The organism is Pseudomonas amygdali (genome assembly GCF_002699855.1).
GTDB lineage: Bacteria > Pseudomonadota > Gammaproteobacteria > Pseudomonadales > Pseudomonadaceae > Aquipseudomonas > Aquipseudomonas amygdali.
Map to the genome: position 1 here is coordinate 1 of NZ_LKBW01000095.1, position 7122 is coordinate 7122.

The following is a 7122-nucleotide window of genomic DNA, read 5'->3' on the forward strand; positions in this document are numbered from 1 at the left end:
CAATATTCTTTCACGGCTGCGAGTTTTGCCTGCACTGTATATTTACCCATGACGCCTCCAAAGGTTGCGTCCAACCTTCGGGGGTCATACCACTCCAGCGTGGGAATGCAGGTCTCGACGCTCTGCGTCGCAAGAGGACGCGGAGCGTCCGGAAAGGCATGCGACGCGAAGCGCCGCACGATAGTTGAGATTATCGTTCCGCATGCTCCAGCGTGGGAATGCAGGTCTCGACGCTCTGCGTCGCAAAAAGGACGCGGAGCGTCCGGTATTTCGTACCTCATACTTTGTTGTAATTGAGCAGTGCTGCCGGCAAACCATGACCGCGATGGATAGCCTGGCATTCAGGCCATTCGTCACGACCCGCCACAATCTGCGACAATCCGCACCTGCCATTTGAAAAAAGACCCTGCGCGCCTGATGACCGACGAATCGCCCTCTATCGACCAACTTCTGAAAAACCTCGACCAAGCGATGATCAGCGAACGTCATCGCCTGCGCCGTCAGTTGCATGACCTGCGCAAAAAGCCTGACGAGGCGAAGCTGGCGCAGTGGGTAGCGCGGGTTCAAGCCTCCTGTGCGCAGGTGACGGCGCGGCGTGAGAGCGTGCCGACGATCCGTTATGACGACAACCTGCCCATCGCCGCCAAACGCGATGAGATCAAGGAGGCCTTGCTCAAGCATCAGGTGCTGATCATTGCCGGTGAAACCGGCTCCGGCAAGACCACCCAATTGCCGAAAATCTGCCTGGAAATCGGTCGCGGCCAGCACGGTCTGATCGGCCATACCCAGCCGCGCCGGATCGCCGCACGCAGCGTGGCCAGCCGGGTGGCCGATGAGCTGGGCACACCGCTGGGCGCGCTGGTCGGTTATCAGGTGCGCTTTGAAGATCAGAGCGACAGCAACACGCTGATCAAACTGATGACCGACGGTATTCTGCTGGCCGAAACCCAGCATGATCGCTTTCTTGAGCGCTACGACACGATCATCGTCGACGAAGCCCACGAACGCAGCCTGAACATCGACTTCCTGCTGGGTTACCTGAAAACCCTGCTGCCGCGTCGTCCGGACCTGAAAGTCATCATCACCTCCGCGACCATCGACCTGCAGCGCTTTTCCGAGCACTTCAACGATGCGCCGGTGATCGAAGTGTCCGGGCGTACCTTCCCTGTCGACCTCTGGTACCGCCCGCTGACCAGCGAGCAGGACGAGGAAGGCAACAGCGTCGAAGAAGACCTGACAGTCGATCAGGCCATTCTGGCCACGCTGGATGAGCTGGCGTCCTTTGAGCGTAGCGAGCGCAAGAGCCCGGGCGACGTGCTGGTGTTTCTGCCCGGCGAACGCGAGATTCGCGATGCCGCCGAGGTACTGCGCAAGGCGCAGCTCAGGCACACCGAAATTCTGCCGCTGTACGCACGCCTTTCGCCTGCCGAACAGCAGCGTATCTTTCAGTCCCATCCGGGTCGTCGTGTGGTGCTGGCCACCAACGTGGCCGAAACCTCGCTGACCGTGCCGGGCATCCGCTATGTGATCGATACCGGTACTGCACGCATCAGCCGCTATAGCTATCGCGCCAAGGTCCAGCGCCTGCCGATCGAAGCCGTGTCGCAGGCCAGCGCCAACCAGCGCAAAGGCCGTTGCGGGCGCGTCGAGCCCGGTTTGTGCGTGCGTCTGTACAGCGAGGAAGATTTCAACGGTCGACCTGAATTCACCGACCCCGAGATACTGCGCACCAACCTGGCAGCGGTCATCCTGCAGATGCTGCACCTGCGTCTGGGTGAGATCACCGATTTCCCGTTCATCGAGCCGCCGGATGGCAAGGCGATCAGCGACGGCTTCAACCTGTTGCAGGAGCTGTCGGCAGTCAATCGCGAAAATCAGCTGACCCCGCTGGGCCGTCAACTGGCGCGCCTGCCAGTGGATCCGCGCATGGGTCGCATGCTTCTGGAAGCTGCGAAGCAGGGCAGCCTGCAGGAAGTCTTGATCGTGGCCAGTGCCATGTCCGTGCAGGATGTGCGTGAGCGTCCACCCGAGCGTCAGCAGGCGGCTGATCAGGCCCATGCGCAATGGAAAGACGCCGACTCGGACTTCGCCGGGCTGGTCAATCTGTGGCGCGGTTTTGAAGAGCAGCGCCAGACCCTGACGGCCAGCCCGCTGCGTAACTGGTGCAGGCGCAATTTCCTGAATTACCTGCGCCTGCGCGAGTGGTGTGATTCCCATCGACAGCTGAGCCTGATCTGCCGCGATCTGCAACTGACGGTCAACAAGGAACCGGCCGATTACCCGAAATTCCACAAGGCCATTCTTTCTGGTCTGCTGAGTCAGATCGGGCAAAAGGCCGACGAGGGTGACTACCTTGGCGNGGCAAGAAGCGCCCGCAGTGGTTGATGACCGCTGAGCTGGTGGAAACCACCAAGCTGTACGCGCGCATGGTGGCCAAGATCGATTCGGACTGGATCGAGCCGCTGGCTGGCCACCTGATCAAGAAAAATCATTTCGAGCCGCACTGGGAGAAGAAGCGCGGGCAGGTCGTAGCGTTCGAGCAGATTACGCTGTTCGGCCTGATCGTGGTTGGTCGCCGTCCGGTGCATTACGGGCCGATTGACCCGGTGGTGTCGCGCGAGCTGTTCATTCGCGAAGGTCTGGTGCGCGGTGACATCCTGTCGCGGGCCAAATGCCTGAGTGCCAATACCCGCCTGCTGGAGCAGCTCGATGAGCTGGAGGCCAAGGCTCGACGTCGCGATATTCTGGCTGACGAAGACACCTTGTTCAGCTTCTATGAAGCGCGAATCCCGGCCGAGATTCATCAGACGGCCACGTTCGACAGTTGGTACAAGACTGAAAGCCAGAAGAACCCGCAACTGCTGATCATGCGCGAAGAGGATGTGCTGGCCCGCGAGGCCAGTGAAGTTACCGCCGCGCAGTATCCGGATACCTTGCACCTGGGCGACCTCAGTCTGTCGCTGAGTTACCACTTCGAGCCCAACCACCCACGTGACGGCGTGACCTTGCGCGTCCCTGCGCCCCTGTTGCTGTCGCTGCCTGCCGAGCGCCTGGAGTGGCTGGTGCCGGGCTTACTCGAGACCAAGAGCATTGCGCTGGTGCGCAACCTGCCCAAAGCGGTGCGTAAGAACTTCGTGCCGGTCCCGGATTTCATCAAGGCCGCGTTGCAACGTATTACCTTCGGCGAGGGCTCATTGCCCCAGGCGCTGGGGCGTGAGCTTCTGCGCATGACCGGCGTGCGGGTCAGCGAAGAGGGCTGGGCTGAAGCCGCGCAGCAGCTTGAAGGCCACCTGAAGATGAACCTGGAAATCGTCGATGGCAGCGGCAAGTTCCTCGGTGAGGGTCGTGATCTGGCCGAGCTGACGGCGCGCTTTGCCGAGGCGAGCCAGGCCGCACTGGCCGTACCTCAAACCGCGAAAAGCCAGCAGCCGGTGCAGGCCAAGGCCTTTGCTGCGGTGGCGCAAAAGACTCAGCAGAACATCGCCGGGTTGTCGATGACGGTTTATCCCGCGTTGGTCGAAGAGGGCGGAGCGGTCAAGGAAGGCCGGTTCTCCACGCAGGCCGAAGCTGAATATCAGCATCGCCGTGCTTTGCAGCGTTTGTTGCTGCAACAGCTGGCTGAACCGGCGAAGTTCCTGCGTAACAAACTGCCGGGGCAGACCGAGCTGGCCTTGTTGCACCGCGAGCTGGGCCGCATCGATGCGTTGATAGAGGACATCCTGCTGGCCAGCCTCGACAGTTGCGTGCTGGAAGGTGAAGCCGAGTTGCCGCGCGACGGTGCCGGCCTGTTGTCGCTGGCTGAGCGCAAGCGCGCCGACTGGACCGAACACGCCGAACGGCTGGCGAAGCTGACGCTGGAGATTCTCAAGCTGTGGCACGGACTGCAAAAGCGCTTCAAAGGCAAGATTGACCTGTCGCAGGCGGTTGCCCTCAACGATATCAAGGCGCAACTGAGCAAACTGGTGTACCCCGGTTTCGTGCGTGAAACCCCGGCGGTGTGGCTCAAGGAACTGCCGCGCTACCTGAAGGCTATCGAGATGCGTCTGGAAAAACTGCCAGGTCAGGTGCAGAAAGACCGGGTGTGGAGCATCGAGCTGGCAGGCCTGTGGACGCAATACCAGACACGTGCCGACAAGCACGCCCAGGAAGGCAAGCGCGACCCGGAACTGGCGCTGTATCGCTGGTGGATGGAGGAGTATCGCGTGTCGCTGTTCGCTCAGCAGTTAGGCACCAAAATGCCGGTGTCGGACAAACGGTTGAGCAAGCAGTGGAGTCAGGTGGAGGGCTGATCCTGCGTCGGCCTTCAGCACAGTCAATTGTCGCTATCAGGCCTATATTCATTGGCCCGATAGCGCCAAAACCGGGCTCTGTGGCACACTCCGCGCCTGTCTTCACCGTGTCATGAAATGCTGCTCTCTGTTGCGGGCAGCTTTTACAGTCGCACTGGTACGTTGGTCCCAAAAACAGAGGGCCTCCGAACACCGTGCCTGAGCAGGTGTTTACCTGCAACTCAATAAGAGAGGAACGACCGTGCACAACGTCGTCATCAGTGGCACAGGCCTGTTTACCCCGGCCAACAGCATCTCCAACGAAGAGCTGGTGCAGTCTTTCAATGCCTATGTCGCACAGTTCAACAGCGATAACGCAGCGGCTATCGAACGTGGTGAAGTGGAAGCACTCAGTGAATCCAGCGCCGCGTTCATCGAAAAAGCATCGGGCATCAAAAGCCGCTTTGTCATGGATAAACAAGGCATTCTCGACCCGCAGCGCATGAAGCCCAACCTGCCGGAGCGCGGCAATGATGAACGGTCGATCCTCTGCCAGATGGGGGTTGCTGCGGCCGAACAGGCTTTGCAACGTGCAGGCAAAACCGCTGCCGATATCGACGGTGTAATCGTTGCCTGCTCCAACTTGCAGCGCGCCTATCCGGCGATTTCCATCGAGATTCAGGAAGCGCTGGGTGTCGCGGGCTATGGTTTCGACATGAACGTGGCCTGTTCTTCGGCCACCTTCGGCATTCAGGCAGCCTGCAACAGCGTGCAATTGGGGCAGGCCCGCGCCTTGCTGGTGATCAGTCCGGAAATCTGCACCGCGCACCTTAATTTCCGTGACCGTGACAGCCATTTCATTTTTGGCGACGGGGCCACAGCCGTTGTGGTCGAGCGCGCGGATCTCGCCACCTCGCCTTACCAATTCGATATCGTCAGTACTCGTTTGTTGACCAAATTCTCCAACAACATCCGCAACAATTTCGGTTTCCTCAACCGTACCTCGGACGAGGGCCAGAATGCGCCGGACAAGCTGTTCGTGCAGGAAGGCCGCAAGGTGTTCCGCGAGGTGTGCCCGATGGTCGCCGAGCTGGTCGCGGCGCATTTGCAGGACAACGGTATCAACATCACTGACGTCAAACGATTCTGGCTGCATCAGGCCAACCTGAGCATGAACCAGTTGATCGTCAAGAAGCTGCTGGGTCGTGATGCCACCGTAGAGGAAGCGCCGGTGATTCTCGACACGTACGGTAACAACAGCTCGGCAGGCTCGGTCATTGCGTTTCATACCTATCAGGATGACTTGCCCGAGGGCGCGCTCGCCGTGCTCAGCTCGTTCGGTGCCGGTTACTCGATTGGCAGCGTGATTCTGCGCAAGCGCTGATAGCGCTTTATGGGCAGCGTCTGCATATCAGACGCTGCCTGTCATATCCCGTTATGTAACCTGCACCCCGGCGGATCTTTATTGTGTTGGCTTTTTACGAAGCCATCACGGGTATCGATCATGTTTACCGCCTACACCACGTCTGGAACGCCAGCCTCGCCTGGTTCCCTGCCTTCCTCACGACAACTCGACTCTGCGCCATTCGACGTTGAGCATCCAAATGCCGGATTCATCAGAGGCAGCCTGCCTGACTGGTATTTGAACGCCCCGGCGACCTTGCGCCAGGCACTGCACGCCAGTCATCAGAAAACCCTGCGTTCCACGCATGCGCTTGGGCCCGTTCGCAATCGTCTTTTATCAGCACAAGCATTCGCAGCGCCTCTGCTGACGCAAGCGTTTTTCGAACGCTTCGAACTTCCCTTGGATGTCGAAGCCTTTCAACTGATGACTTGGCGTTATGACGGTTCCTGGAAGCCGAATCCCCTTGAACAGACGCTGTTGCAGGCCGCCTTGCAGAACTTCGCCTCCAGTAACCGAAGCCGCTTCGATCCGTACTCGGCAATACTTCGTACTGGAGGCCTGCGTTACTGGCTTATCGACAGTGCTCAGCGCAGGTACAAGGTGGAATACAAGGACCGTCTTGATATCGACCTTGAGCAATTCGCTGATTTTTGTCATGAACTGGATCTTGGTGGCCAGTATCAGGCGCATCTGGACAGTGTATTCAAGCCTTCCACGCCAGGCGCTGCGAAAGCGGTTGCCACTGTTTTTATCGACGGTGAGCGCGATTCTGTCGAGGTGCTTGCGCACATTGCCATTATGAAGGGCGATATCGGCGAAGCCGCTTACCAGATGCTGTTGAGCGTAGTGAAGCCCGACGTCCATGCGCAATGGGGGGGCAGGGGGTTGCGCTATTGTCAGTTGCATATGCTCGATACCTACGCTTTTTCGGGCTGCCTGTTACACGGGGCTTTGCTGATTCAGCAGGATATTGCTGACCCTGACAGTGAGCCTTGTCTTGTCTATATGCCTTCAGAGCCGTCACACCCGCTCAAACAGTTCGCGTCACTCCGGGCTTTCAACGACAGCCTCGTGGCAGCGCTCGACAGTGACAGTTACAGGCGCTATTTCAGCCGCTTCGTCAGCCTTGGCCAAAGTCCGGAGTTTTTTGCGAAGCTGAAATCGCGGCTCTACCCGGTCCAGGAACACACGCTGGACGTCAATGCCGACCTGGTGTTGCAGGCGCAGCCATTTTCCAAGACCCCGTTCGAGTTGCTTTACGACCACCTGCTGGCCAAAACCTACGTTGATTCACGGACCATAGCGGTGCCGTCTGCGCAGGCTGATCAGCTAGCCAGGGATGCGCTGATCGACAACCTGAAAAACAGTGGCATGGACATACTTGAACCGCCCCGGGTTTCTCGGAGACTCCAACCTTTGAGAGGATGGAGCGATGAAAAAACTACCGAA

The 7122-nt window shown here is 59.1% G+C and carries 2 protein-coding genes and 1 pseudogene; all 3 read left to right on the forward strand.

Annotated elements, in window-relative coordinates; all coding sequences use genetic code 11:
- Positions 1–417: 417 nt before the first annotated feature.
- Positions 418–4289, forward strand: a pseudogene (gene hrpA / locus AO277_RS09095) (ATP-dependent RNA helicase HrpA).
- Between the two features lie 241 nt (positions 4290–4530).
- Positions 4531–5652 (forward strand): beta-ketoacyl-ACP synthase III, encoded by a 1122-nt coding sequence (locus AO277_RS09100; RefSeq protein WP_044319953.1) that lies wholly within the window; start codon positions 4531–4533, stop codon positions 5650–5652.
- Between the two features lie 120 nt (positions 5653–5772).
- The coding region (locus AO277_RS09105) for a dermonecrotic toxin domain-containing protein (protein ID WP_371411874.1) at positions 5773–7122 on the forward strand (1350 nt) is incomplete at its 3' end.